This is a genomic window from Parabacteroides sp. FAFU027, from assembly GCF_022808675.1.
Classification (GTDB): Bacteria; Bacteroidota; Bacteroidia; order Bacteroidales; family UBA7332; genus CAXXIC01.
In genome coordinates this window covers 231,477-257,176 of record NZ_JAKZKV010000006.1, presented here as the reverse complement: position 1 = coordinate 257,176, position 25,700 = coordinate 231,477, and the positions used below count along the sequence as shown (strand labels likewise).

Here is a 25,700-nt window from a genome sequence, read left to right as displayed (position 1 = left end):
ATTGGGTTAAAAAACGATTTTGTTATCGGATGATTTTGGTGCTTCAGGAGTTTTTTTCTCCTGGATGAATGCCGGTGCTGCTGGTGCTTGTGCATGAGTCGCAAACTTATTCACAAAACTCGGTTCCCGGTTATAGGCAGGAGTTTGTTCCAACTGCTCAATCACAGCATCATCATCAAGTTGCACGTTTGACAGGATAACAGGTTTGGGTCTCAGTCGTCCACGGTTTGCCACTGCTGCCGAGCCATACACCACACGAATCATCTCTTCGCGTTTGCGTTGCTCTTCCTGATCGATGGCTTCCTGTTCTTTGCGGATCTTTTCGTTTTTCTCCACCATACCGGGGATATTCGACATTTCGAATCCGGTTGCCAAAAGCGCCAGTTTAACAGAATCACCCAGAGAATCGTCAATCGCAACCCCCCAGATCACCTCAATCTTCTGTTGGTCAAATTTATTCATGAACTCGTGCACCTGAGCCATCTCCTCCATTTTCACCGGATTTTGCTCGCTTGAGTAAAGGTTAAACAACACCTTGCGGGCTCCGAACGGATTGTTGTTATTGAGCAATGGTGAGTTCAGAGCATCTTCAATCGCCAACTCCACACGACGGTCACCTTCTCCGTAACCGGTACTCATGATGGCAACGCCCCCGTCTTTCAGGATGGTACGAACATCGGCAAAGTCAAGGTTGACGATACCCGGATTGGTAATAATCTCAGCAATACTTTTAGCAGCTACGGTCAGGGTATCATCAGCCTTTTCAAAAGCATTCCGGATATTAAGGTCAGGGTAAATGCTGCGAAGTCGCTCGTTATTGATCACAAGCAGAGCATCCACATATTTACTCATTTCCTCTACCCCGTTCAACGCCTGAATAATCTTCGGTTCACCTTCAAACAGGAAAGGGATGGTTACGATTCCTACGGTCAGAATATCTTTTTCTTTTGCCAATCGGGCCACTACAGGAGCTGCTCCTGTACCGGTGCCACCACCCATTCCGGCGGTGATAAATACCATTTTGGTGCCATCATCCAGCATCAGGTTGATATCTTCAATGCTCTCTTCTGCGGCTTCACGGGCACGCTCTGGACGGTTACCGGCTCCAAGGCCTTCGGTAGTCTTCATTCCCAACTGAATCTTATAAGGAATTGAAGATTTGTTTAATGCCTGGTTATCAGTATTACAAAGTACGAAAGAAACGTCGTTGATTCCCTCTTTGTACATGTGAGAAACAGCATTACCGCCACCACCACCAACACCGATTACCTTGATGATTGAGGCATTTGACTGAGTAAAAACAAAGTCCAGTATATCGTTAGTTATTGTTGCCATAGTTCTGAATAATTAGGCCATTTCTGAATTGTCATTCTCCATCTCACCAAACAGACTGCCAAATAGACCGCCGAGTCGCTCCGATACAGATTTCTTTTTCCCTTTTTTAGTATCTAAAACAGGTTGAACTTCTTCTTCAACATCATCTTCTGTTTCCTCATCGTTTTCCACAACCGCCGGAACTTCAATTTTCGGTAACACTTTGACACAAGGTTGCGTGCCGGTCATTAACAAGCCCAGTACCACGGCATAGGCCGGATTCTGCATTGATTCGGTAGTTGACATTCCGTTGGTGATGTGACGGGAGATTTGGGCTTTTTTAGCCTCCACTCCGGTTTCGCGTTTAATCAGGTCGGTAATGTTGCGCAGTTGAGATGCACCACCGGTGATATAGATGCCCGCCCCCAGTTGTTTGGAGAAACCTGAAGCCTCAATCTGCGCCCACGCATTCTGGATAATCTCCACCATTCGGGCTTCGATGATATTATTCAGCGTATGAAGATCAATCTTTGGACCATCCACACCGCCGCTATTACGGGGGCTAAATATCTTATTATCAGAATCTGGATTAAAGATAGCACTACCATAGGTGTTTTTCAGCTTCTCAGCATCCGCTTCTACCAGATTCTCACTGCTGATATCACGGGTCACCACCTGTCCGCCAAAAGGAATCACGACAATGTGGCGTAATAATCCGTCTTTGTAAACTGAAACGGTAGTAGTCGCTGCTCCAAAGTCTATCAAAGCACAACCCAGCACCTTATCGGCCTCGCTAAGTAATACTGATGCAGCTGCCATAGGTGACACTTTATATCCGGCCAATATCAGTCCGGAACGTTCTTCCACCACACGGCTTACATTACGCAGCAAAGTAGGACGTCCAAGGATTAACTTGAAATGGCCCTCAATTTCGGTGCAAGTTACACCTATCGGATTGATCTCCGTCTTTTTTCCATCCAGTTTATATTCATTGGGAATAATATCCAGAATCTCGTAATTATCGGATTTGTGCAAACGACAGGCCTCTACCAGATTGTCGATGACAATCTCATTTACCTGTGTCTCATGCTCCATTCTGATGTAAGCCTTCTCATTCTGGGAAATAACAGACTGTCCGGAGACTCCAACATAGATTTTTTCCAGCTTTTGGTGAATTCGATTCTCCAACAAACTGACTATTTTCTTCATCTGAATGGCAGCTTCTTCTACGTTGTGGATATTTCCACGGCGCACACAACTACTGGTCTCGTGTTTCTCCACGGCAACCACTTCGAGCGTGTTTTGGTTTTTGATACCAACCATGCCGACTATTTTCGATGAGCCAAAATCAATGGCTGCTATATATTCCTTAGGTTCCATAGGTTAAAGTATTAATTGGGTGTGCAGATAACTTGCCGGTCATAACGCAAATTGATTGTTTTGTATTTATTCCATCCGAAATGATTAAGGCCCTGTTTATAAAGCGCAAAGAGGTTATCCATTTTGGCTTCAAAATCAGTTAGCCTACCTAACAATATCTTCTGTTCTCCCACCGTGGGGATTAATATCACTTCCTGATTTTGCTGAACATCAATTTGCTGAATCTGAGCATTCCAGAATGGATTCCCGCGCAAAAATAGTGCAAATCTAAACAAGTCGGTTTCTGCCAGTTTTTTTTGAATGAATCCCGATGCGATAGGCAAGCGGGCACTGTATTTATAGGAAATCGGCATTGCCTTTCCCTCTTTATCAATATAATAATCACCAAATAACGACATCACGCGCAAAACCGGGATCCGTTGATTTATCAACACCCTGATTTTGTTGTCATTGGTTTTGAAACATTCCACCTCACGAATCAACTGGTCTTTCTTGATACATTCCTCGATCTTCTCGGTATTGATCTTGCCCATTTTTTTATCCACAGGGTAAAGATCTTCGTATTTGATCATCGCAATAACCTCTTTTTCATCAATCAGGTGAATTTCGTTTTTGTCCACAATAATTACGTCCAGCCCTTTACAGACCTCTCCCCGCGGCTTTCCATAGAAGGAAACCGCAGCAAAAGCTACATATCCGATCAGTAGCAGGACGGCAATTATTTTCAGGATCAGTTTCATTTACCTTGCAATATATCAATAATTTGCGGAATATAAGTATCGATATCTCCGGCACCCAGTGTCATCACCACATCGTACTCCTTACCACGTAATTGGTTCAACAGTTCTTTTTTCGAACAAAGCGTCTTCTTGGGAGAAGTCACTTTCTCAAAAATAATCTCCGAGCTAACTCCCGGAATCGGAAGCTCCCTTGCCGGGTAGATTTCCAGCAAAATCAGTTCATCCGCCAGTGATAAATGCTCCGCAAATTCCACATAAAAATCGCGGGTGCGCGTAAACAGGTGCGGCTGGAAAATCACCGTAATCTTCCGGTCCGGATAAAGTTGTTTCAACGATGAAATACTGGCCTTCACCTCTTCCGGATGATGACCGTAATCGTCCAACACCACCAGGTTATCTGATTTCAGATAGAAATCAAAACGGCGTTTGGCTCCACGGTATGAAGCCATCCCTTTACGTAAATCGTCACCGGTTACTCCATTCAACCAGGCCAATGCCATAGCCGCAATGGAATTCTCGATATTGATGCGAACCGGAACACCCAGCTCGATATCTTTGATCGTTTCGGTCGGAGTCACAAAGTCAAAAACAATGGTTCCGTTTCCGATACGCACTCGCTCTGCATGAAAATCACCCTCTTCGATGGAGTACGAATAAAGCTTTACCGAAGACTTCAGATCAGGTTCCACTTTCAACCCTTTTTTCATGATCAGGCAACCTCCCTCTTTGATCAGGGAAGTGAAAATACGAAAGCTTTTCAGATACTCCTTCTCGGTTCCATAAATATCTAAATGGTCCGGATCAGAAGAGGTAATCACCGCCATATAGGGATGCAACCAGTGGAAAGAGCGATCGTATTCGTCAGCCTCAATCACCGTCAGGTCACTTTTATCGGAAAGCATCAGGTTGCTGTTGTAGTTCTTTAGGATTCCTCCCAAAAAAGCATTGCAATCCACCGGTGACTGCTTCAGCAAATGAGCCGTCATACTCGAGGTTGTGGTTTTACCGTGCGTTCCTGCCACACATATACCACGGTCTGTATTGGTGATTTCGCCCAATACCTCCGCACGTTTGGCCATCCAGAAACCATTGGTCCTGAAATAAGTCAGCTCCGAATGGTCATGGGGAACTGCCGGTGTAAGCACCACCAATGTGGTCTCTTTCTCCAGGCAATATGCCGGGATCAGGGAACAGTTATCTTCGTAGTGAATATCGGCACCTTCCTTGATCAACTGAGCAGTCAGTTCGGTTGCCGTTTTATCGTAACCGGCCACTTTTTTCCCCTTAGCCAGGAAATAGCGAACCAGCGCGCTCATTCCGATGCCGCCGGCTCCCACAAAGTAAACCGATTTAATATCTTTCAGACTTTTCATCTCGTGTAAAAATAGGTAAAACTCTATACAATTGCAAATTAGCGGCTGGCGATTTCGACATTATTATTGTCGATCAGCGGCAATCCGCAAAATCTGTGATAAAGTTGAGCCGTTGCCAACACATCTTTTTCGCAATAGGTGGCTATCCGGTCAATATTATTCTCTTCGTAAAATACGGAAGCCACCTGACTTCCGTCAATATCGTCTTTCGGCGTCGGAATCCCGAAAACTGCGGTCAGCAATTTCAACGAGGTGTAATTTTTGTAGTCCCCGAAGCGCCACAATTCCAATGTATCCAGGAAACGGACCTCCCAGGGCTTTTTGCCGGCGATATTCAGGACATCCGGCAATGCGATGCCATTAATCAGCATCCGGCGGGCAATGTAAGGGACATCAAATTCCTTAATATTATGTCCGCACAGGTTATGCTCCGGAGAAATGGTCTTATTCAGCAAGGTGGCAAAATCCGTCAGCAACGCTTTTTCATCCTCACCGGCAAACGATTTGAGTCGAAAATGGCTCTCCCCGTTTTTCCAATACACCATACCTACTGAAATACAGACGATACGTCCAAACTCGGCATATATCCCGGCCTCTTTGGAGAAGGCTCCCGAAGCGTCTAAATCATCGGAATAGCGATCCGGCATCCGGCGTTTCTGCGCATCAAATTTCTCTTCCCACAAAAGCTGAAGCTCTGCAGTCATTTCACTCAATGCAGCCGTTTGCGGAACGGTCTCGATATCGAGGAACAGAATCTTGTCTATTTTCGGGCTCGCACTCATATCATTTGGGTAATTCAGCCATTACATTCAGCAGGTCAAATAGCAAATCACGGGTGACAACGTCGTATTTTCCACAACCGGATTTAATTTCATCCGGTGTTTGAATATAAGGCGCTTTAACTTTCAACTCTTCATCTTCGTCATTATCGAAAAACGGCAGAATATACTGTTTGGATAATTCCAGATGAAATTGCAGGCCGACTACACGATTGTTATTCAAGGCAAATGCCTGATTCGGACAACCATCTGAGGTAAAAAGCGGATCTGAATTTTCAGGAATCTCAAACATATCACCGTGCCACTGCATGACAGTCACCTCTTCTTCTTTCAGATTCGGGAAAAGGGTGTGATTAGAGAATAGTTTCTTTACCGCAAACCAGCCGATTTCCTTATACGGACTCCGAATTACCTCTTTGCCTGATGCCCGGGAGATCAACTGTGCTCCAAGGCAAACGCCAAGAATCTTTACATTCGCTTCAATGGCTTTTTTTATATATTGCTTTTCTCCAACCAACCAGGGGTATTGCTCCTCCTCATCCACATTCATCGACCCGCCCATAATGATAAGCATATCAATCTGATTGGGATCGGGATATTGCAGGGCATTTTCCCAAAAACGGGTTTCGGTATAGGTGTATCCGTTTTCCTGAATCCACTCCCCGATCATGCCAAGCCCTTCGAACTCCAGATGTCTGAATACGTGAATCTTCATAGTGGGTTTTTAGTCAATTAGTTTCAATACCTCTTCTGCAATGCGACGGGCAGAGTCGTGTTGTGCCAGGGTGAGGATATTCTTACCAAGTTGTTCGATTTTCACCTCATCATTTATCAGCTGCAACGCTGCCGGAACCAGCTTTTCCTTAGCTTCAGCATCCCGAATCATAATCGCAGCCTCTTTCTCAACGAGAGCCATAGCATTCTTCGTCTGGTGATCTTCCGCCACATTAGGAGAGGGAACCAGAATAACCGGTTTTCCTAACAGACAAAACTCCGAGATTGAGCTTGCCCCGGCACGTGAAATGATCACATCAGCCACGGCATAGGCCAAATCCATCCGGCTCACAAATGCAGTCAGATGGATATTTCCTTTATCTTGTTTTTCGAGTTCCGCTTTTGCATCTTCGTAGTAATACTTACCGGTTTGCCAGATAAACTGCACATCCGAATTTCCGATTTCGGCAAGTCCGGCTATCATACTTTGATTAACAGTGCGGGCCCCGAGGCTCCCACCCACGACTAGTATGGTTTTCTTGTTCGGATTAAGGTTGAAATAGCTGTACGCGACCTCCCGCTTATCCGACCCGGTAAATAAATCCTGACGAACAGGGTTACCGGTCAGAATGATTTTATCTTTCGGGAAAAAGCGCTCCATTTTGTCGTATGCCACACAAATCTTAGCGGCATTCTTAGCCAAAAGCTTATTGGTTACTCCCGCATAAGAGTTCTGTTCCTGAATGACAGTCGGGATACCCAGCATGCCTGCTGCTCGTAACGTCGGGCCACTGGCATAACCGCCCACACCAACTGCCGCATCGGGCTTAAACTGACGAACCGTTGATATTGCCTTCACCATACTTTTGCCTAAACGGTAAAGTACGACCACATTCTTCAACAGGTTCTTCCGGTCAAATCCACTGACAGGCAAACCGACGATCTTATATCCGGCCGCAGGAACTTTTTCCATTTCCATGCGGTTTTCGGCTCCGATAAAGAGAAATTCAGCTTCAGGACGAAGCACTTTTATTGCGTTCGCGATGGAGATAGCCGGGAAAATATGGCCTCCGGTACCACCTCCGCTAATGATTATGCGAGGATTTTTCTTCATTTCAAAACTGATTATTCAGTTACAAATTAATAGTTCTCTTCTTGTTCTTCAACCTCTTCCGACTCCGCCTCTTCAGGTGACATCTCTCCGGCAGCAATCATCTTGCGGGTATTTTCGCAGGCATTGGCATACTGGCTTACCGAGAGGATTATCCCGAAGTAGATACATGTCAGAATCGTAGATGTCCCACCACGGCTAATGAGCGGCAAAGGTTGTCCGGTTACGGGAATCAGATTCACCGCTACAGACATGTTGATGATCGCCTGGAAAACGATGAGCAAGGCACTACCGATAATCAACAATGCGGGAAAAGCGTGATTGCACCTTCGGGCTATAATTCCCACCCGAAACAACAAGACAAAATAAAGGAACAAGACGAAAAAACCACCCAGAAAACCGGTCTCTTCCAGAATAATGGCATAGATAAAGTCGGAAAATGCCTGCGGAAGAAAGTCCCGCGTCTGGCTGTTTCCCGGCAACATACCAAAAACAGATGAACCGCCATTGGCAATGGCTATTTTGCCGGTCATTACCTGACGGTTTTTATCGGTAATTTTCAGGTCCTCGAGTTTTGCCTCTTTCTTATTGTCATGCTCTTTGAGTCGGTTGATCCAGGTTGTATAACGGGTTTTTTCCAAAGCCTTAATATGCATGCTTGGAACAACATAGATCGCCATAAAGATAAATCCAATACCCACTGCCGCGATAACAAAAAGCTTTCTAAACTGGACCCGTCCGATAAACATCAGAATATACACTACGGCAAAAAGTAAGAAGGCCGTGGAGAAGTTCTCCTTGACAATCAACAGACAAAAGAACCCTGCAATCCACATGACCCATTTGAAGGCATTATTCGAAGCATGGCTTTCATCCTGAAAACGGGCTAATATATATGAGGTTGTGATAATAACGCCCAATTTGGCAAATTCGGAAGGCTGAAAACTCACCCCTCCGAAACTGACCCAACGTTGGGCATCATTAACTTTCATTCCTCCTGCCAGTGCATAAATCAACAGGATAAAGGCAAAAATAAGAATATAGAATCCTAATGTCGAGAACTTTTTATAGTTAATATTCTGAACGACAATTACCAGCAACGTACCTCCCAACAGGAAAGTAGAATGACGCATGATGGGGTCGAAATGACGAACCGTCGCCTTGTATGATAACATACTCGAAGCACTGTACACCTCTACCAGAGAGAACATACAGAGTATGAAAAAGATAGCCCAGATTACCCGGTCTCCCCTAAACAGCGCTTTGGTCAAGTCCATAATTGTCGTTTTGTTGGATTATAATTCTCTAAACAGATATACCGGATTACAGGTTACGCACGCACTCCTTAAACTGGCGTCCGCGGTCTTCGTAGCTTTGGAAAAGGTCGAAGCTTGCACAACACGGAGAGAGCAATACGGTATCGCCTTTATCCGATAACTGGTAGCATTTATCAACCGCCTCCTTCATAGATCCGGCATCGGTAATAACAGCCACTTTACCATCGAAGAATTTATGCAGTTTGCTATTGTCCACACCCAGGCAAACTATCGCTTTCACTTTCTGTTTTACCAGTTCCTCGATTTCGGTATAGTCATTTCCTTTATCAGTACCTCCCAGGATGAGAACCACAGGAGTCTTCATGCTTTGGAGCGCATACCAGCAAGAGTTTACGTTGGTTGCTTTTGAGTCGTTGATATATTCCACACCACGCACGCGGGTTACCTTCTCCAGGCGGTGTTCCACGCCCTGAAAATCGCCCAGTGCTTCACGGATTTTCTCTTTACGGATTTGCAATAACTTAGCTGAAATACCCGCTGCCAATGAGTTATAAAGGTTGTGTGTGCCTGACAATGCAAGCTTACTCAGTTCCATGGAGAATGCGTCACTCTCAGGAGCTTCAATAACAAGATCGGCATTTTCCGTATATCCTTTTACGCCCACTTCCTTGATTTCGGCAAATGGAAAAAAACGGGCATCGATATGGCGTTTCTTAATTTCCTCGGTGATAATGGGGTCATCATTCCAATAGATGAAAGCATCTTCAGGAGTCTGATTTTGTGTAATGCGGAATTTAGCATTGATATAATTCTGCATACAATAATCGTAACGATCGAGGTGGTCAGGGGTAATGTTTAGCAGGATAGCAATATTGGCACGGAAATCGTACATGTTATCCAACTGGAAACTGCTCAACTCCAGCACGTAATATTCGAAGTTGTCTTCTGCCACCTGCAAGGCAAGGCTTTTACCCACGTTTCCGGCAAGACCGACATTCAATCCTGCTTTTTTCAAAATATGGTAAGTCAGCATTGTGGTAGTCGTTTTACCGTTACTACCGGTGATACAGACCATCTTTGCATCGGTATAGCGGGCGGCAAACTCAATCTCAGAGACCACTGGAATTCCTTTCTCGATAATCGCCTTCATAATAGGCGCTTTATCCGGAATTCCCGGACTTTTGATTACCTCATCAGCATTCAGTATTAATTCATCAGTATGGGTGCTCTCTTCCCAGACAATCTGATATTTGTCCAACTGCTCTTTGTACTTATCGGCAATAGCAGATTTATCTGAGACAAAAACATCAAATCCCTTTACTTTGGCCAAAACAGCTGCTCCGGCACCACTCTCTCCCGCTCCTAATACTACAATTCTTTTGCTCATATATAACTTCTTCTATATTCAAAAATGGGATTAACGGATTTTCAATGTAACTATAGTAATTACCGCCAGTAAGATCCCGATAATCCAGAAACGAACCACAATTTTCGATTCAGGCACAGGGCGTATTGGCCCCTGAATAATGGCATCAATACCTGCATTTCCCGGCTTCTGGAAATGGTGGTGAAGCGGAGCCATCTTGAAAATACGTTTTCCAGTACCCGTTTTCTTCTTCGTATATTTGAAATAATAACGTTGTAAAATAACAGAAAGGTTTTCCACCAGGAACACCCCGCAAAGAATCGGGATCAGCAGCTCTTTGTGAATGATGATGGCAAAGACGGCAATGATACCACCAAGGGTAAGACTTCCGGTATCCCCCATAAAAACCTGAGCCGGGAAGGAATTAAACCAGAGGAATCCGATCGTTGCCCCGATAAAGGCACTTGCAAATACAGACATCTCCTCCACTCCGGGCAGATACATGATATTAAGGTAGGAAGCATAGTTCACGTTACTGGACACATAAGCCAGAATACCCAGTGTGACCCCTATTATGGATGAGGTTCCGGTAGCAAGGCCGTCCAACCCGTCAGTTAAATTAGCACCATTGGATACCGCCGTTACGATAAAAATAACCACAAGGATAAAAAGCGCCCATCCCCAGGCCTGGTAATTCTCACCTGTAAACTTAACCAGATCAGCATAATCCAGGTTATTGTTTTTTACAAATGGAATGGTTGTCTTTGTTGACTTAACATCCTGATTGTGATATTGTACGTCTGTAATCACATTGCCCTGGCGTACCTCTGAATTTTCACGCATAACCACTTTAGGACTCATCAGCAGGACAATTCCTACAATCAGTCCCAATCCTATCTGACCTACAACTTTGAATTTTCCCTGAAGACCTTCTTTGTCTTTTTTGAATACCTTGATATAGTCATCCAGAAATCCGATAAGTCCCAACCACACGGTGGTCATAATCATCAGCATCATATAGACATTTCCCAAACGACCGATTAACAATACCGGCACGAGAATAGAGATAATAATGATAATCCCCCCCATGGTAGGAGTACCTTTTTTCTGCATCTGTCCTTCAAGACCCAGATCACGGACCAACTCTCCAATCTGAAGCATTTGCAATTTATCGATAATACGACGGCCTATAATTGTTGAAATCAATAAGGATAAAATCAAAGCTGCTCCCGAACGGAATGAGATGTACTTGAAAACACCTGCTCCGGGAACATTTAGTTCGTGTAAGTATTGGAATAAGTAGTAAAGCATTTAGTTATTAGTTACAAGTGAAAAACTATATGTTTATTATATCGTGAGTCAGGATAACCCGTTTAACTCTTCAAAAATCTCGCGGACGATTTCGCGGTCATCAAAGTGATATTTGACCCCTTTGATATCCTGATAATTTTCATGTCCTTTGCCGGCAATCAGGATGACATCGCCCGGTTGCGCCAGCATGCACGCTGTACGGATAGCCTGTTTCCTATCGGTAATAGTCAGGACCTTTTTCTTATCAAGAATATCAAGACCGGCCACCATATCGTTGATGATATCGTCCGGCTCTTCAAAGCGGGGATTATCGGATGTCAGAACTACCTTATCACTTCCATTGACTGCTTCTTTGGCCATGATGGGGCGTTTTCCTTTATCGCGGTTTCCGCCGGCTCCAACCACCGTAATCACCCGGCCTTGCCCTTCAAGTACCTGATGAATGGCATTCAATACATTATTCAGGGCATCCGGAGTGTGGGCGTAATCGACAATCGCAGTATAACCGGACAGCGAACGCAACGTCTCGAAACGGCCCGAAACCGGCTTCAGGGTACTCAGGATAAGCAATATCTCATCCATGCTTTTCCCCAACAAATGGGTCGCACCGACTACAGCTAGCAAGTTTGAGGCATTGAACTTCCCTACGAAGTGAACCACAACCTCCCGCTGGTTAACTTCCAGTGTCATTCCTTCAAAATGATTTTCAAGGATTCGGCCTTTATAGTCTGCCAATGTACGCAGGGAGTAGCTGTATTTCTTCGCTTTGGTATTCTGCAACATGACAGGACCGGTCTTATCGTCACCGTTAGTCAGGGCAAATGCCTCTTTGGGCAACTGGTCAAAGAATCCTTTTTTCGCCTTCAAATAAGCATCGACTGTTTTGTGATAATCGAGGTGGTCTCGGGTCAGGTTGGTAAAGATCCCTCCGGCAAACTTTAGTCCGGCAATGCGGTGCTGGTCCACAGCGTGTGAACTCACCTCCATGAAGGCATATTCGCAACCCTCTTCCACCATCTGCGCCAGCAGGTGATTCAGGGAAATGGGATCAGGCGTGGTATGTGTAGCCGGAAATTCGGTATCATTAATGATGTTACAAACTGTTGAAACCAATCCGGCATAGTGCCCCATTGCACGGAACATATTATATAATAAGGTAGCAATGGTCGTTTTGCCATTCGTACCGGTAACGCCAACCAAAGTCAGTTTTTCAGAAGGGAAACCATACCACGTAGCGGCTATACAACCCAATGCTTCCGAGCTGTTTTCTACCTGGATATAGGTTACCCCATCGGATAACTCTTCCGGAAAAAGTTGGCAAACGATTGCCTTTGCCCCTTTTTCAATGGTCGATGATATAAATTCGTGTCCATCCACTGCCGTACCGGTCACGGCAATAAAGAGACTTCCGTCTGTTGCCTTCCGGGAATCAGAACAGATACCTGTTACCTTCGTTTCAGTGGAACCGATAAGTTGTTTGACTTTCAGTTTTGAAATGAGTTGTTGAATTTTCATCTCTGACTGCTTTTATATTATAGTACAATACTTTTATTTCTTACTGCAAAGTAATGGTAATAACCTGTCCCCTTTGCAAAAGTGTTCCTGCCGCCGGGGTTTGCGATGCAACGGTTCCGCATCCCATCAGTTTCACCCGCAAACCACAATTTTCGAGCAAAAAGACAGCATCACGGGCACCCATTCCTTTGACATCCGGCACCAGATTGGCGGCAACGGCATAGCCATTCAATGCAACGGCTCCTTTTTCCGACTCCGGTTTAACCCAGTTATTTCGTCCTCCCAGGTCAACGGTATGGACTCTCAATGCACGCAATACAGACTGGATATCACTTTTCAACCCGGCTTTTACCATTGGAAAGGCCGTATTCAATGAATCCCGTACAGCCATATAGGCAGGCACGGTCAGGCTTCGAGCATATACCTGCTCTGCAATTCTTTTGAAAACACCCCCCGACATGGTTCCTCCTGACGGGTGGCCTATTTTGGGATATCGTATCACGACTATCCCCGTATATTTTGGTTTGTCTGCTGGGAAATATCCGCAAAAGCTTACCTGGTGACCGCTATATCCCGAGCTACCCTGCGAAACCTGAGCGGTTCCCGTCTTTCCGGCAATCCTGATGTAAGGCGATTCTACCGACTTTCCAGTTCCTTTTTCCACAACCCCCAGTAACATATCCTTAATGATGCCTAATGTCTTCGGAGTACAGATCTGCGGATTTACCACCTCCTGCTCGAAAGTACGCATTACGGTACCGTTGTGATTGATACTACGGACAAAATGAGGCTTAATCATTTTTCCGTTATTCGCTATCGCATTGAAGAAGGTCAGCGTGTATATCGGAGGTATCTGCGTTTCATAACCAAACGACATCCAGGCCAGGGTAGTCTTATACCAATTCGAATTTCCAGGATATTTAATACGAGGCGCTGCCTGTCCGGGAATTTGGAAATCCAGCTTCCGGTTAAAGCCCAGTTGATTGATTTTATCCACATAGCGGGCAGGACAATCGTGATAAGCCCTGTCGATAATCTTAGACACCCCTACATTCGAAGAATACCAGATGGTCTGTGCGGCACTGATGCGGTGGTAACCGCCTTTGTCCCAGTTGTGGTCTCGTACGACTTTTCCTTTGTACGCCCAGAGTCCGTTACCGGTATCGATGGTGTCCGATGGTTTGACTTTACCATCATCCAACGCCACCATCATGGAGGCCACTTTGAATGTAGATCCCGGCTCACTCAAATCCGAAACGGCCTGATTTCGGGTTTCCCCGTATTCGCCGTTTTCCATTCGGGCCATATTGGTAATGGCCTTTACCTCTCCGGTACTGGTTTCCATCAGAACCACAGTACCCGATTCGGCTTCCAGCTCGGTCAGTTTATCAAGGAGCGCCTTTTCGGCAATATCCTGGATATTCACATCGATGGTGGTCATAATATCCATACCGTCCACCGGTTCCCGCTGTGTAATATTGATGAAACTGTTCCGTACTTTCTGACGGGTACACATACCCGGAATCCCATGCAAAACAGAATCAAACTGAAGCTCCAGTCCGTTCTTACCGCCTTTATTTTTTTCAGAGTAAATATCCCCGATAGTCCGGGAAGCCAAAGAGCCAAATGGTTTCCGTCGCTGAAAGAAGGTTTTGGTGTAAAACCCGCTGATCCCGGGAGCCAGTTTCATGAACGGATTTTCTTTAATCAGCTTCAGATTGGTGTAAGAAACCTTTTTGCCTGAAATCTTAAACTGTCGGCTCTCTTTACTCAATCCTTTGCGAATATGACGGCGGTATTCTTCCGGTGATTTATCACCGATTATCTCTGAGAGAGTCTTGCAAAGGCCTGACATATATTTATCCAGAGAGTCCAGAGAAGACACCCGCTTGTTGGTACCCATATACCCGTCTGCTTTAAAGTCAAGGTACAGTTCATATTGAGGAATACTGCTCGCCATCAACCGGCCGTCTGCCGCGTAAATATTTCCGCGGGTAGGCTCGATCTGAATATTCTCAATCTTATTTTTTTCGCCCAGATTCCGCCACTTTTGTCCTTCCACAAACATGATGTTTATGATCTTGTAAACAATAAGTCCCAGAATACAAACGATAAAGATGATGACAATACCGTATCGGTTCAATATACTGTTTCTGTCGATGGGCATGCTATTCTTTGGCCGGTTTAGTTAGTTTGTAGGGAGGCGTCTGTGACTCTTCCAGTTCAATCCCGTTTTCCAGTATCAGGTTTTTCACCTGCGACTGCTTGCTGCCCCCCATCAGCTCGGCTGAGCGGGTTAATGCTTCGTATTTCACATCAGTCAGTTTCTTCTGCAGCTTCACAATGTCCATCATCTTTTGCTGGCACTCGTAACGGTTGCTGATGTAGAAGAACGTCATAAACAAAATCATGGCAATCAAACCCGCATTACGTTCCAGAAAACCGTTAGCCAGTACCTGACCGCCTATCACGTCACGCAGCGTAATTTTCTTACCATCCTGCGCAGCTTTCTTTTCGTTGTTTTTTTTGAATTTGATAGCCATTAAACTGTAGTTAGAAAGAACCGACTGAATTACAACTTTTCTGCAATGCGCAATTTAGCGCTTCGGGCACGCGGATTACGCTCCACCTCCTCATCCGAAGGCACAATCACTTTATTGCTCACCGGTTTCAACGGCGAAACTGTATTTCCAAAGAAATCCTGCTCCAGTTTACCCTCGAAGTTTCCTGTTTTGAAATAGTTTTTCACCAAACGGTCTTCGAGCGAATGATAGGTAATCACCGCCAGCCTACCTCCCGGCTTCAACAGTTCACGTGCCTGCTCCAGCATCTCTTTCAGAGTTTCCAGCTCCTGATTCACCTCGATCCGCAATGCCTGAAACACCTTCGCAAGGTCTTTCTTCTCCTGCGTCTTACTAATGCAGGGGCGTATCACTTCGAGAAAATCGCCAATAGTGACTATTTTCTTTGTTTGACGGGCTTTCACAATAAGGGAAGCTATTTTGCGGGAGTTTTTCATCTCGCCATAGAGGTAAAAAATGTCGGCAAGCTTTTCTTCCGGCAAAGTATTAAGCAACTCTGCGGCAGAAGTACCGGCGCGTTTATTCATACGCATATCCAGGGCTCCGTCAAAGCGGAATGAAAAGCCACGATCCGCATCATCAAAGTGATGGGACGAAACACCTAAATCGGCGAGTAATCCGTCTATAGACTTCACCCCATGATACTTCATGAAGTTATACAAAAAACGGAAGTTGCTGCGCACAAACACGAACCGCTTATCTTCCACGATATTCTTTTCGGCATCTTCATCCTGATCAAAGGCATAGAGTCTTCCGTTCGGGTTCAGGTGTTTAAGAATTTCTTTCGAATGGCCTCCACCTCCAAAAGTTACATCAACATAGACGCCACCGGGACGGATAGATAAACCATGAATGGTCTCCTCCAGCAAGGCAGGTACATGGTAAAAGTCTGATTGATTGTCCATTGTTCGGATAATGCTTTTATCATTTGTTTTCATGTGACCTTATTTTATTATTCAGGCATCACATGGAACTCGCATACAATATCTTGTTCATTTGACACAATCCAACTGCACGCTCGTTTCAAGCTGTAAAAATAGGAATAAAAATTGTTTCAGGTCAATATTCTGAAGAAAAGTTATCAACAGCTTTTTCCCAAAGATAGCATTTTCTATATCAAACCTTTAGTCTTAAAAACATAAAGCAAATCTTCACCTCTCAAAGTGTTAAAACCAGAGTGACCAGCGACTCATTACAGCCTGAAAATGATTAATATACGACCTGCAACTCAGGGATTCGAATATTTGATATAACTTTGTGCGGAAATTGCACAAAACTATGGATAGTAAAATCATTCAGATAGACGTCGATAAAGTCTTGCGGGAAAAGGCTCCGAAAATCAGCAAAAAACTACCCCGCTTTGTCGTTTCATTTCTGAAAAAGGTTATCCACCAGGAAGGGATCAATGCCTTCCTTCGAAAAGCCGGTCACCTCTACGGAACGGACTTCGCCGACGCCATGGTTGACCACTGGGAAGTCACCCTGAAAGTGGAAGGATTAGAAAATATCCCGACAGACCGGAAATTTGTATTTGCCTCAAACCACCCGTTGGGAGGACTCGATGGCATCGCATTAATCAGCGTAATCGGCAAACAGTTCAATGGTAAGGTTCGCTTCGTGGTCAATGATATCCTGATGAATATCAAGAATCTGGAGCCGGTATTTGTCCCAGTGAACAAACACGGGGCTCAGGGCAAACACTCTGCTGAAGCCATTAATGCTGTTTATAATTCCGATGTACAGGTATTGTTTTTTCCTGCCGGTCTGGTATCACGCCGCCAACACGGAAAAATTGAAGATCTGGAATGGAAAAAAGCATTTATTGCCAAATCCATCCAATACCAGCGGGATATTGTACCGGTCTATTTTGACGGCTGCAACACTTCATTTTTTTACAACTTCGCCCTTTTTCGCAAAAAAATCGGGCTGAAAATCAATCTTGAAATGTTACTTTTGCCCCGCGAATTATTTAAGCAACACGGCAAAACATTTACTATCCGATTCGGAGAACCCGTTCCCTGGCAATCATTCGACAAAACCAAATCTCACACAGCCTGGGCGCACTATGTAAAAGAGAAAGCCTACGCCTTAAATAAGTGAACCAAAACCGCTACAGATTTATATGGAAAATATTATTGCTCCCGTTGACAAACAATTAATACTCAACGAGCTGACCCCGGAACGCTTTTTACGTAAAACCAATAAAGGGGGAAACGAAATCTACATAATCACTCATCACGATTCACCGAATACAATGCGCGAAATCGGACGTCTGCGCGAAATTGCTTTCCGCGATGCAGGCGGAGGTACGGGTCTCGCTGTGGACATTGATGAATACGACACGATGGAGAATCCCTACAAGCAGCTTATTGTATGGAATCCTGAGGCCGAAGAGATCATCGGCGGTTACCGTTTCATGTATGGTGATGAAGTGAACTTTGATGAGCACGGACATCCTATGCTTGCCACGGCACACATGTTCGAAATGTCGGAGCAATTTATCAAAGAATACCTGCCCAAAACGCTGGAGTTGGGACGTTCATTCGTGACCCTCGAATACCAGTCATCAAAAGCAGGTGCCAAAGCCCTCTTTGCTCTTGACAACCTGTGGGACGGACTGGGCGCACTGCCTAAAATCAAGTCGAATATCGAGTATTATTACGGTAAGGTGACCATGTACCCCAACTACCACAAAGGGGCACGCGACATGATTCTGCACTTCTGGCAAAAATATTTCCCTGATCCGGAACGTCTTATCTGGCCGGTTACCCCGATTACTCCGCATTGGGATACCGATGTGGAGCAGTTGGAAAAATTATTCTCCACCGGTAACTTCAAGGATGATTATAAAATCCTGAATCAGGAGGTTCGTAAACTGGGGCTCAACATCCCACCGCTGGTAAATGCCTACATGAGCCTTTCACCAACCATGAAGGTGTTTGGCACAGCCGTAAACGATACTTTCGGCGATGTTGAAGAGACAGGAATCCTGATTAAAGTGGAGGATATCTTCGAAGAGAAACGCACCCGTCATATCGACACATTTTCTACTGAAATATAATCAGTCACAAGCATATCACAGGAGCGCCGGAATCAGTTATGATTCCGGCGCTTTTTGTTTGCACCTATCTATCTGAGATAAAATACGGCTTTGAAGAATGACATTACCTCATTCAGCTCTGACTGACTCTGAAATCCTCTCTCTTTCGTTTTCCTTTCCCTATATTTGTAAATAGGTTGATTATACATAATTCTAAGGATATCTATGGAAAAGTGATGAATTAAGTATCAAACTATCTATATTGAACCTTATTACAAGATATAACCAACCTATAAGCTTCACCTGAGGAAACTATTCAATTTCTATCACAAAGTCAGCGTAATACTATCTTACTGTAGTACGATTATATCCCGGGCAGGCATATCCCGGATATTTTGTCCCCTTCAATTATTGCCGGTCCAATCACTTGTTATACCTTTGATAAAAGCTATTTCACAGAGTGCCTCATTTCAAAAAATACTGACGATGGAAAAGGTTATCAACACCGGCAAACTGCCAATCAAATTGTGGCTGAATGATATCGAAGAAGAAGCCATGCAACAGGCCCGTAACCTGGCCAATCTGCCGTTTGCCTTTCGCCAGATTTGTCTGATGCCTGACGCCCACTCGGGATATGGTATGCCGATCGGAGGAGTAATGGCTACGCAAAATGCTATTGTACCAAACGCGGTGGGGGTGGATATCGGCTGTGGCATGGGGGCTATTCGCACCAACCTGCGAACCGAAGAGATGACTCCCGAAATCCTGAAAAACATCATGACGGATATCCGCGGAGTTATCCCATTTGGATTTAACCATCATAAGCAGGCTCAGGATGAATCGCTTATGCCGCCCGGATTCAAATTGCACGAGATCCCGGTGGTGAAACGGGAATACGAAGCCGCACTAAAGCAGATTGGCACACTCGGCGGAGGGAATCATTTTCTGGAGATACAACAGGATAATGACGATTTCGTGTGGATTATGGTCCACTCCGGCAGCCGCAACATCGGCAAACAGGTGGCTGACTTTTACAACAAAAAGGCAAAGAAGCTAAATGCCATGTTTCATTCTACCGTTGACCCCAAGGCCGATCTTGCCTTTCTGCCTTTTGATTCGGAAGAGGCGCACCATTACTACAAGGAGATGAGATACTGTGTGGCATTTGCCTACGCGAACCGACACCTGATGCTCGACCGCATTAAGGAGATATTTGAAAGCCAGTTCTCAGGGATTATATTCGACCCAATCATCAACATTGCCCACAACTATGCCGCCTGGGAGACTCACTTTGGGGAAAAGGTGTTGGTGCACCGCAAAGGAGCGACTTCGGCCAGAGCCGGTGAAACAGGTATCATTCCTGGCTCACAGGGAACAAAGTCATACATCGTGGAGGGCCTGGGCAATGAGGAAAGCTTCCAGAGCTGTTCACACGGGGCGGGGCGCACCATGAGCCGGTCAAAAGCCATCAAGACGCTGGACCTACAGGAGGAGATCCGAAAGCTGGATGAGCAGGGCATTATCCACGCCATTCGACATAAAAACGATCTGGAAGAGGCGGCTTCTGCCTATAAAGATATCTCTACAGTGATGAACAACCAGCGCGACCTGGTCAGAATCAAAGTTGAACTTTCTCCTATGGCGGTACTGAAAGGGTAATTTCACCTTGAATTTAGAGACATATCCTGCTAAATGCGCTTCAGAGAAAAGATAAACATCTTACTATATCCCGGGAAACAATCTCCGGGATTATCTATTTAATATCCCTTTAATCACCCCAAAACAAAACAACTTTTCACTTCTCAAAGAGCCTTACCGATTCACCTGACTCTGAAAAACTCTTTCCACCATTATTAAGATTAAAATTGCTCCAAACTCATTTGAACAATCCACATATTCTGTTTGTTAAACGGTATTCCTCAATAAAACGCCTATCGATAGCATTGCCGAAACCTGCATTTTTTCGAATGTAAGAATAATCTTCTATCGTAGTTAATAACCAGAGGAATAGCTTTTGACTCCCTATGCGGCATCACTTGAATCCTATATTCAGGAAAATTCCGGCAATGGGGTTAATCGTACGTCAAAAAAGAAAATACGGAAATTTTTCCTTATTTAACAAGTTCACATGTAGCTTAGCCCTTAATCGGGCAGAGCCAACAACCCGAAACTTTGCATTCAGCTTTAATAAAACTAATACGGACTATTTCATGAATAACCTCTATCTGACCGAAGATTATCTTCCCGTACTGATTCAAATTCTGGTTGCGCTGGGATTTGTGGTATTCGTTATGGTTGTGACTCATTTCATTACCCGTAAACGCATACGCACTCCACGCAAAGAGGAGAATTTCGAGTGCGGAATAGAACTACAGGGAAATGCCCGTTTCCCTTTTTCCGTTAAGTATTTTCTGGTGGCCATTCTATTCGTATTGTTCGATGTGGAATTGGTCTTTTTTTACCCCTGGGCGGTAAATTTCAAAGATACCGACTGGTCGGGATTCCTCTATATGATGCTCTTCCTGGCTGTGTTTCTTTTCGGTTTTTACTACATCTACCGGAAGGGGGCATTTAACTGGAATGAGGAGAAAGACTAAAGGGCTGAGGGAAAGAGGGATTGAGAACGAACATCCATAAAAACAACAAAGAAATGTCAGAATCAAAATCATATAACGTAGTCGATGCTCCCGAAGGTTATTCTGCTCCTGGGCTTTTTGCCACATCACTGGATGCTGCGGTAGGGTTGGCACGAAAGAATTCAATATGGCCCCTGCCATTTGCGACCTCATGTTGCGGTATCGAGTTTATGGGAACCATGGGAGCGCACTATGACCTGGGACGTTTTGGAGCGGAACGATTGAGCTTCTCACCCCGTCAGGCCGACCTGCTGATGGTGATGGGTACCATTGCCAAAAAAATGGCACCGGTGGTACAACAGGTTTATGAGCAAATGGCGGAGCCTCGATGGGTGATGGCCGTCGGAGCCTGCGCCGCAAGCGGAGGAATATTTGACACTTACTCTGTCCTTCAGGGTATTGATTTGGTCGTACCGGTGGATGTCTATGTACCGGGATGCCCACCGCGCCCTGAACAGATTATCGACGGATTTATGAAAATACAGGAGTTGGTTGGAAAAGAATCGCTTCGTCGCCGTTATAGTGAGGAGTACAAAGAGTTATTGAAAAAGTACGGGATAATATAAGGACGACCCTTCCCGGCCTCCCCAGAGGGGAAGAGAAGACAGAATCCAAATTACTGGAACGATTATGGAAAATGCAACTATTATAGACTTTCTGATACCGGATTTCAGCGAAAAAATATTACTGGTCGATGAATCGGCAGATATTCTTACGCTGATAGTCGATTCATCGGCAGCGAAGAATATTATCCGAACCCTGAAGGAGCAACTTAACTTTTTCTTTCTGACCGACCTGTGCGGGATTCATTACCCTGAACAGGAAAAAGAGCTGGGAGTAATTTATCATCTGCATAACCTGTTGGATAATAAACGAATCCGGATTAAGGCATTCGTAACCAAAGAAAATCCTCAGGTGGAGAGCCTGACTGACATCTTCTCAGGAGCCAACTGGATGGAGCGCGAAACCTATGATTTCTATGGTATTGAATTTACCGGACACCCGAATCTGAAACGGATACTGAATGTGGATTACATGGATTATTTCCCCATGCGCAAGGAGTATCCGCTGGAAGATGCGACACGGACGGACAAGGATGATAAGTTTTTCGGACGATAGAATCCGATGTTCATGTGTTAAACAATTTAGCAGCCTGCTCTGCAGAAAGCGTTAAAACCGATAACAAATAAACGCTTTTGCCTGATAGGGTTTAATCGAAGGATAACCGAACGATGACCGAATGATAACCGAAAGATTAGCGTAGGCACTCATTGTTAACAAAACTATAACAAACAAGAAGTGAAGGTAATAATATTCTCTTAAAGATTTTCTTTAGCCAAACTCACAAATTGTGTATCTGTATGAACAATGATGATAATAAAAATAGCATAGAAGAGCCGAAAAGCTACAATACGCTCAACCTCGGTCCTACCCACCCGGCCACGCATGGCATTTTCCAGAATGTACTGACGATGGATGGGGAAAAGATTGTGGATGCGGAACAGACTATCGGTTATATCCACCGGGCTTTTGAGAAAATAGCCGAACGACGGGCTTATTATCAGATAACACCTCTGACCGACCGGATGAACTACTGCTCTTCACCTATCAATAATATCGGATGGCATTTGGCGGTAGAGAAGTTACTTGGGGTGGAGACCAACAAGCGCATCGACTATATGCGTATCATCGCGATGGAACTGGCACGCATTGCTGACCATCTGGTTTGCAATAGTGTGATCGGGGTAGATAGTGGTGCATTAACCGGCTTCGTCTATGTATTCCAGGAACGGGAAAAGATTAATGAGGTTTACGAAGAGCTTTGCGGAGCACGACTGACTACGCATCTGGGATGTATCGGTGGCTTTGAGCGGGACATTACACCTAAAGCTATTAGTAAAATCAGGACAGTGATGAAGTCTCTACCCAAAGTACTGCATGAGTTTGAAAACCTGCTGATGCGCAACCGTATTTTTATGGACCGGACCATTAATGTGGGAGGCATTTCGGCCGAACGTGCATTGAACTATAGCTTTACCGGCCCTTGCCTGCGTGCTGCGGGTGTGGACTACGATGTACGTGTGATGGAGCCTTATTCATCCTACCAGGATTTTGATTTTGTGGTGCCTGTGGGACAAAACGGTGATACCTATGACCGATTCTGCGTTCGTCAGACGGAAATGTGGGAAAGTATCAAACTGATCAATAACGCGCTGGAAAATCTTCCGGAAGGGAAATTCAATATGGAAGTCCCTGCATTCTTTATGCCTCCCAAAGAACAGGTTTACAGCCAGATGGAGCCGCTTATCAGCCATTTCAAAAAGGTAATGGGCGAGATTGATATTCCGGCCAAAGAAATTTATCAGGCTGTGGAAGGGGGCAATGGCGAACTGGGCTTCTACATCGTATCAGATGGAGGACGTACGCCATATCGGGTACATTTCCGCCGCCCCTGTTTTATCTATTATCAGGCTTTCCCGGAAATGGTACGCGGAGCTTTGCTCTCTGATGCCATCCTCACATTGAGCAGCATGAATGTCATTGCGGGGGAACTGGATGCCTAAACTGAGGGATTGAGGGGATAAAGGATTGAGGGAATGAGGGTCAGAAAGAATTCAACATCAACAAAATACTTAGCGCCTTTGCGTTTAAATAAAACACTATGAGCGAAAAAGCATTTACACATAAACTCCACGTAAGAACCAATGAGGAAATCTCCTTCACCCCGGAAACTCTGGAAAAGGTGAAAGGCATTATCTCGCATTATCCGGAAGGAAGGCAAAAATCGGCATTGATTCCTATCCTGCACATCGCGCAGGAGGAACTGGGCGGTAGCCTGAATGCTGATATCATGGACTATGTGGCCGGATTGCTGGATATCACCCCGATTGAGGTGTATGAAGTAGCGACTTTTTACAGCCAGTTTTACATCGACCCGGTCGGAAAGTATGTGATTGAAGTATGTCAGACAGGACCCTGTGCGATCTGCGGTGGAGAGAAAATCATTGAATACTTAGAAAAGAAACTGGAGATTAAAGTGGGGGACACCACTCCGGACAATCTGTTTACACTCAAAACAGTGGAGTGCCTTGGCGCATGTGGATCGGCTCCGGTTATGCAGGTCAATACCGAATTTTACGAGTTTCTGGATATCCATAAAATCGATGAGATCATCAACGACCTGCGCAGCAAAAGTAAACTGAAGAAATCAGAGAAACTGACATGGAAAGAAAGATTATCCTAGAACATATAGACGTAAAAGGCATCCGATCCATCGAGGTATATCGTAGTATGGGTGGTTATGACTCGGTGGCTAAAGCATTGAAGTCAATGACTCCCGATGAGGTAACGGAACAGGTGATTAATTCCGGGCTACGTGGTCGCGGAGGTGCCGGGTTTCCTACCGGTCGGAAGTGGAGTTTTATTGACAAAAAGAGCAACAATCCCCGATACCTGATTTGCAATGCCGATGAGAGTGAACCGGGAACCTTCAAGGACCGTTACCTGATGGAGCACATTCCCCACCGGCTGATTGAAGGGATGATTTCAGCTTCGTACGCATTGGGGGCAAACACTGCCTACATTTACGTGCGGGGAGAATTTAAATACATCATCGGCATATTGAATCAGTCCATAAAGGAGGCTTATCAACAGGGGTTTCTGGGAAAAAATATTTTGGATTCGGGTTTTGACCTTGACATCTATGTACATCCCGGAGCCGGAGCTTATATTTGCGGGGAAGAGACTGCCCTGATTGAATCACTGGAAGGCAAACGGGGTACTCCCCGGTTAAAACCGCCCTTTCCCGCTATCAAAGGGCTTTACGATTGTCCGACTGTGGTCAATAATGTGGAAACACTCGCCAACATAGGCTGGATTGTCAACAACGGAGCCGAAAGTTATGCGCAAATCGGAATCGGTAACAGCAAGGGCACGAAACTCATTTCTGCCTGTGGAAACATAAATAAACCGGGAGTCTATGAAATTGAGATGGGCCTGCCGGTGGAAACATTTATCTACAATGAAAAATTCTGCGGCGGTATCAAAAATGGCAAAGACCTGAAAGCCGTAATCCCGGGAGGTTCGTCCGTCCCTATTTTACCGAAAGAATTAATATTGAAAACTGCGGATGGTAAGAAACGCTTACTGAGTTACGAGTCTTTATCGGAAGGTGGTTTTCAGACCGGGTCCATGCTCGGTTCTGGTGGCTTTATTGTTTACAATGAAAATGCGTGTATCGTGCGCAACACCTATAACCTTTCGCGTTTTTACCACCACGAATCGTGCGGGCAATGCTCGCCCTGTCGCGAGGGAACAAGCTGGATGGAAGCCGTATTGCATCGTATCGAGCACGGTCACGGGAAGCAGAAAGACATTGACCTGCTGGTAGAAATCGCATCCCGCATTGAGGGAAATACCATTTGTCCGTTGGGAGATGCGGCTGCATGGCCGGTAGCAGCTGCCATTCGCCACTTCCGGCACGAGTTTGAATTTCACGTGGAGCATCCGGAGATTGTCAAAAACATTCGTCACGGTTCTCTGGCAAAATACGCAAAATAGTT

23 protein-coding genes are annotated in these 25,700 nt (G+C 45.1%); 9 read left to right on the top strand and 14 right to left on the bottom strand.

Annotated elements, in window-relative coordinates:
• Positions 1-6: 6 nt before the first annotated feature.
• The 14 genes from ftsZ to rsmH are packed head-to-tail and all read right to left on the bottom strand — an operon-like array spanning position 7 to position 16,367.
• Complete coding sequence (gene ftsZ, locus MLE17_RS11335) at positions 7-1,335, bottom strand: cell division protein FtsZ (protein ID WP_243348916.1); 1,329 nt, start codon at positions 1,333-1,335, stop codon at positions 7-9.
• A gap of 12 nt (positions 1,336-1,347) precedes the next feature.
• The gene (gene ftsA / locus MLE17_RS11330; protein ID WP_243348915.1) at positions 1,348-2,694 is read right to left on the bottom strand and encodes a cell division protein FtsA; all 1,347 of its coding nucleotides are present in this window, start codon (positions 2,692-2,694) and stop codon (positions 1,348-1,350) included.
• An 11-nt stretch (positions 2,695-2,705) separates the two neighbouring features.
• Positions 2,706-3,434 (bottom strand): cell division protein FtsQ/DivIB, encoded by a 729-nt coding sequence (locus MLE17_RS11325; protein ID WP_243348914.1) that lies wholly within the window; start codon positions 3,432-3,434, stop codon positions 2,706-2,708.
• The gene (gene murC, locus MLE17_RS11320) at positions 3,431-4,807 is read right to left on the bottom strand and encodes a UDP-N-acetylmuramate--L-alanine ligase (RefSeq protein WP_243348913.1); all 1,377 of its coding nucleotides are present in this window, start codon (positions 4,805-4,807) and stop codon (positions 3,431-3,433) included. The genes MLE17_RS11325 and murC overlap by 4 nt, the downstream gene beginning before the upstream one ends.
• 38 nt (positions 4,808-4,845) lie before the next feature.
• Positions 4,846-5,589 carry a 3'-5' exonuclease gene (locus MLE17_RS11315; RefSeq protein WP_243348912.1) on the bottom strand — a complete coding sequence of 248 codons (744 nt, stop codon included), beginning with the start codon at positions 5,587-5,589 and terminating at the stop codon, positions 4,846-4,848.
• 1 nt (position 5,590) lies between these two features.
• On the bottom strand, positions 5,591-6,301 hold the full coding sequence (locus MLE17_RS11310) for a type 1 glutamine amidotransferase (RefSeq protein ID WP_243348911.1): 711 nt from the start codon (positions 6,299-6,301) through the stop codon (positions 5,591-5,593).
• 9 nt (positions 6,302-6,310) lie between these two features.
• Complete coding sequence (murG, locus tag MLE17_RS11305; RefSeq protein ID WP_243348910.1) at positions 6,311-7,414, bottom strand: undecaprenyldiphospho-muramoylpentapeptide beta-N-acetylglucosaminyltransferase; 1,104 nt, start codon at positions 7,412-7,414, stop codon at positions 6,311-6,313.
• A gap of 26 nt (positions 7,415-7,440) precedes the next feature.
• Complete coding sequence (locus MLE17_RS11300) at positions 7,441-8,688, bottom strand: FtsW/RodA/SpoVE family cell cycle protein (protein WP_243348909.1); 1,248 nt, start codon at positions 8,686-8,688, stop codon at positions 7,441-7,443.
• Between the two features lie 46 nt (positions 8,689-8,734).
• The gene (gene murD, locus MLE17_RS11295; RefSeq protein ID WP_243348908.1) at positions 8,735-10,075 is read right to left on the bottom strand and encodes a UDP-N-acetylmuramoyl-L-alanine--D-glutamate ligase; all 1,341 of its coding nucleotides are present in this window, start codon (positions 10,073-10,075) and stop codon (positions 8,735-8,737) included.
• A 30-nt stretch (positions 10,076-10,105) separates the two neighbouring features.
• Positions 10,106-11,365 (bottom strand): phospho-N-acetylmuramoyl-pentapeptide-transferase, encoded by a 1,260-nt coding sequence (gene mraY / locus MLE17_RS11290; RefSeq protein ID WP_243348907.1) that lies wholly within the window; start codon positions 11,363-11,365, stop codon positions 10,106-10,108.
• A gap of 48 nt (positions 11,366-11,413) precedes the next feature.
• Positions 11,414-12,880: a UDP-N-acetylmuramoyl-L-alanyl-D-glutamate--2,6-diaminopimelate ligase gene (locus MLE17_RS11285; RefSeq protein ID WP_243348906.1), complete on the bottom strand. Its 1,467-nt coding sequence runs from the start codon at positions 12,878-12,880 to the stop codon at positions 11,414-11,416.
• A 40-nt stretch (positions 12,881-12,920) separates the two neighbouring features.
• Positions 12,921-15,047 carry a penicillin-binding protein gene (locus MLE17_RS11280; RefSeq protein ID WP_243348905.1) on the bottom strand — a complete coding sequence of 709 codons (2,127 nt, stop codon included), beginning with the start codon at positions 15,045-15,047 and terminating at the stop codon, positions 12,921-12,923.
• A gap of 1 nt (position 15,048) precedes the next feature.
• Positions 15,049-15,423: an FtsL-like putative cell division protein gene (locus tag MLE17_RS11275; protein ID WP_243348904.1), complete on the bottom strand. Its 375-nt coding sequence runs from the start codon at positions 15,421-15,423 to the stop codon at positions 15,049-15,051.
• Positions 15,424-15,452: 29 nt separating this feature from the next.
• Positions 15,453-16,367 (bottom strand): 16S rRNA (cytosine(1402)-N(4))-methyltransferase RsmH, encoded by a 915-nt coding sequence (gene rsmH, locus MLE17_RS11270; protein ID WP_243349002.1) that lies wholly within the window; start codon positions 16,365-16,367, stop codon positions 15,453-15,455.
• Between the two features lie 373 nt (positions 16,368-16,740).
• On the opposite strand from rsmH, the gene MLE17_RS11265 reads away from it, so the two are divergent.
• From MLE17_RS11265 to nuoF, 9 genes are all read left to right on the top strand, one after another.
• On the top strand, positions 16,741-17,562 hold the full coding sequence (locus MLE17_RS11265) for a 1-acyl-sn-glycerol-3-phosphate acyltransferase (protein ID WP_243348903.1): 822 nt from the start codon (positions 16,741-16,743) through the stop codon (positions 17,560-17,562).
• A gap of 22 nt (positions 17,563-17,584) precedes the next feature.
• The gene (locus MLE17_RS11260; protein ID WP_243348902.1) at positions 17,585-18,523 is read left to right on the top strand and encodes a GNAT family N-acetyltransferase; all 939 of its coding nucleotides are present in this window, start codon (positions 17,585-17,587) and stop codon (positions 18,521-18,523) included.
• Between the two features lie 465 nt (positions 18,524-18,988).
• Entirely contained in the window at positions 18,989-20,161 is a 1,173-nt protein-coding gene (locus MLE17_RS11255; RefSeq protein WP_243348901.1) for an RtcB family protein, read from the top strand.
• Between the two features lie 551 nt (positions 20,162-20,712).
• The gene (locus MLE17_RS11250) at positions 20,713-21,099 is read left to right on the top strand and encodes an NADH-quinone oxidoreductase subunit A (protein ID WP_243348900.1); all 387 of its coding nucleotides are present in this window, start codon (positions 20,713-20,715) and stop codon (positions 21,097-21,099) included.
• 53 nt (positions 21,100-21,152) lie between these two features.
• Positions 21,153-21,704, top strand: a complete 552-nt coding sequence (locus MLE17_RS11245) for an NADH-quinone oxidoreductase subunit B (RefSeq protein ID WP_243348899.1) — start codon at positions 21,153-21,155, stop codon at positions 21,702-21,704.
• A 64-nt stretch (positions 21,705-21,768) separates the two neighbouring features.
• Positions 21,769-22,257, top strand: a complete 489-nt coding sequence (locus tag MLE17_RS11240; RefSeq protein WP_243348898.1) for an NADH-quinone oxidoreductase subunit C — start codon at positions 21,769-21,771, stop codon at positions 22,255-22,257.
• Between the two features lie 242 nt (positions 22,258-22,499).
• On the top strand, positions 22,500-23,702 hold the full coding sequence (locus MLE17_RS11235) for an NADH-quinone oxidoreductase subunit D (RefSeq protein ID WP_243348897.1): 1,203 nt from the start codon (positions 22,500-22,502) through the stop codon (positions 23,700-23,702).
• A 98-nt stretch (positions 23,703-23,800) separates the two neighbouring features.
• A complete protein-coding gene (gene nuoE, locus MLE17_RS11230; RefSeq protein WP_243348896.1) occupies positions 23,801-24,382 on the top strand; it encodes an NADH-quinone oxidoreductase subunit NuoE in 582 nt (193 codons plus the stop codon).
• On the top strand, positions 24,361-25,698 hold the full coding sequence (gene nuoF, locus MLE17_RS11225) for an NADH-quinone oxidoreductase subunit NuoF (RefSeq protein ID WP_243348895.1): 1,338 nt from the start codon (positions 24,361-24,363) through the stop codon (positions 25,696-25,698). The genes nuoE and nuoF overlap by 22 nt, the downstream gene beginning before the upstream one ends.
• Positions 25,699-25,700 lie beyond the last annotated feature (2 nt).

Excerpts from the sequence above, each read along its gene's own strand:
- MLE17_RS11235 (WP_243348897.1), top strand. The coding sequence starts at position 22,500 with ATGAACAATGATGATAATAAAAATAGCATAGAAGAGCCGAAAAGCTAC.
- nuoF (WP_243348895.1), top strand. The coding sequence starts at position 24,361 with ATGGAAAGAAAGATTATCCTAGAACATATAGACGTAAAAGGCATCCGA.
- MLE17_RS11315 (WP_243348912.1), bottom strand. The coding sequence starts at position 5,589 with ATGAGTGCGAGCCCGAAAATAGACAAGATTCTGTTCCTCGATATCGAG.
- ftsZ (WP_243348916.1), bottom strand. The coding sequence starts at position 1,335 with ATGGCAACAATAACTAACGATATACTGGACTTTGTTTTTACTCAGTCA.
- MLE17_RS11280 (WP_243348905.1), bottom strand. The coding sequence starts at position 15,047 with ATGCCCATCGACAGAAACAGTATATTGAACCGATACGGTATTGTCATC.
- MLE17_RS11285 (WP_243348906.1), bottom strand. The coding sequence starts at position 12,880 with ATGAAAATTCAACAACTCATTTCAAAACTGAAAGTCAAACAACTTATC.
- MLE17_RS11250 (WP_243348900.1), top strand. The coding sequence starts at position 20,713 with ATGAATAACCTCTATCTGACCGAAGATTATCTTCCCGTACTGATTCAA.
- MLE17_RS11275 (WP_243348904.1), bottom strand. The coding sequence starts at position 15,423 with ATGGCTATCAAATTCAAAAAAAACAACGAAAAGAAAGCTGCGCAGGAT.
- mraY (WP_243348907.1), bottom strand. The coding sequence starts at position 11,365 with ATGCTTTACTACTTATTCCAATACTTACACGAACTAAATGTTCCCGGA.
- nuoE (WP_243348896.1), top strand. The coding sequence starts at position 23,801 with ATGAGCGAAAAAGCATTTACACATAAACTCCACGTAAGAACCAATGAG.
- MLE17_RS11300 (WP_243348909.1), bottom strand. The coding sequence starts at position 8,688 with ATGGACTTGACCAAAGCGCTGTTTAGGGGAGACCGGGTAATCTGGGCT.
- MLE17_RS11245 (WP_243348899.1), top strand. The coding sequence starts at position 21,153 with ATGTCAGAATCAAAATCATATAACGTAGTCGATGCTCCCGAAGGTTAT.
- murD (WP_243348908.1), bottom strand. The coding sequence starts at position 10,075 with ATGAGCAAAAGAATTGTAGTATTAGGAGCGGGAGAGAGTGGTGCCGGA.
- murG (WP_243348910.1), bottom strand. The coding sequence starts at position 7,414 with ATGAAGAAAAATCCTCGCATAATCATTAGCGGAGGTGGTACCGGAGGC.
- rsmH (WP_243349002.1), bottom strand. The coding sequence starts at position 16,367 with ATGGACAATCAATCAGACTTTTACCATGTACCTGCCTTGCTGGAGGAG.
- MLE17_RS11310 (WP_243348911.1), bottom strand. The coding sequence starts at position 6,301 with ATGAAGATTCACGTATTCAGACATCTGGAGTTCGAAGGGCTTGGCATG.
- murC (WP_243348913.1), bottom strand. The coding sequence starts at position 4,807 with ATGAAAAGTCTGAAAGATATTAAATCGGTTTACTTTGTGGGAGCCGGC.
- MLE17_RS11240 (WP_243348898.1), top strand. The coding sequence starts at position 21,769 with ATGGAAAATGCAACTATTATAGACTTTCTGATACCGGATTTCAGCGAA.
- MLE17_RS11260 (WP_243348902.1), top strand. The coding sequence starts at position 17,585 with ATGGAAAATATTATTGCTCCCGTTGACAAACAATTAATACTCAACGAG.
- MLE17_RS11255 (WP_243348901.1), top strand. The coding sequence starts at position 18,989 with ATGGAAAAGGTTATCAACACCGGCAAACTGCCAATCAAATTGTGGCTG.
- ftsA (WP_243348915.1), bottom strand. The coding sequence starts at position 2,694 with ATGGAACCTAAGGAATATATAGCAGCCATTGATTTTGGCTCATCGAAA.
- MLE17_RS11325 (WP_243348914.1), bottom strand. The coding sequence starts at position 3,434 with ATGAAACTGATCCTGAAAATAATTGCCGTCCTGCTACTGATCGGATAT.
- MLE17_RS11265 (WP_243348903.1), top strand. The coding sequence starts at position 16,741 with ATGGATAGTAAAATCATTCAGATAGACGTCGATAAAGTCTTGCGGGAA.